The 220-nt window shown below is 47.7% G+C and carries 1 protein-coding gene; it reads left to right on the top strand.

All coding sequences use genetic code 11. From position 1 onward, the window contains the following. Positions 1 to 220: hypothetical protein (locus tag Ga0466249_RS26355; RefSeq protein WP_215832442.1), on the top strand; the 220-nt coding region annotated here is incomplete at both ends.

The following is a 220-nucleotide window of genomic DNA, read 5'->3' as shown; positions in this document are numbered from 1 at the left end:
AGGCACACCTATTTTTGGCGGTAATGGCAGTCTGGATGCTTTTCGTGTAGCAGGCGGACAAATCACGATCCAAGGTGCCGGAATGAATGGCAGCAACATGGACAGGGTAGATTTAATCAGCCGGACAACAGCAGTCAATGCACAGCTTTGGGCCAAGAACCTTCAGGTTGTCACAGGAGCGAATACTGTCCAATACAATACCCTCCATACTGATAAAATT

This window comes from Pelorhabdus rhamnosifermentans (genome assembly GCF_018835585.1).
GTDB classification, from domain to species: Bacteria; Bacillota; Negativicutes; order UMGS1260; family UMGS1260; genus Pelorhabdus; species Pelorhabdus rhamnosifermentans.
Note: the sequence above shows the minus strand (reverse complement) of the source record. Positions and strands in the feature narration are given on the sequence as shown.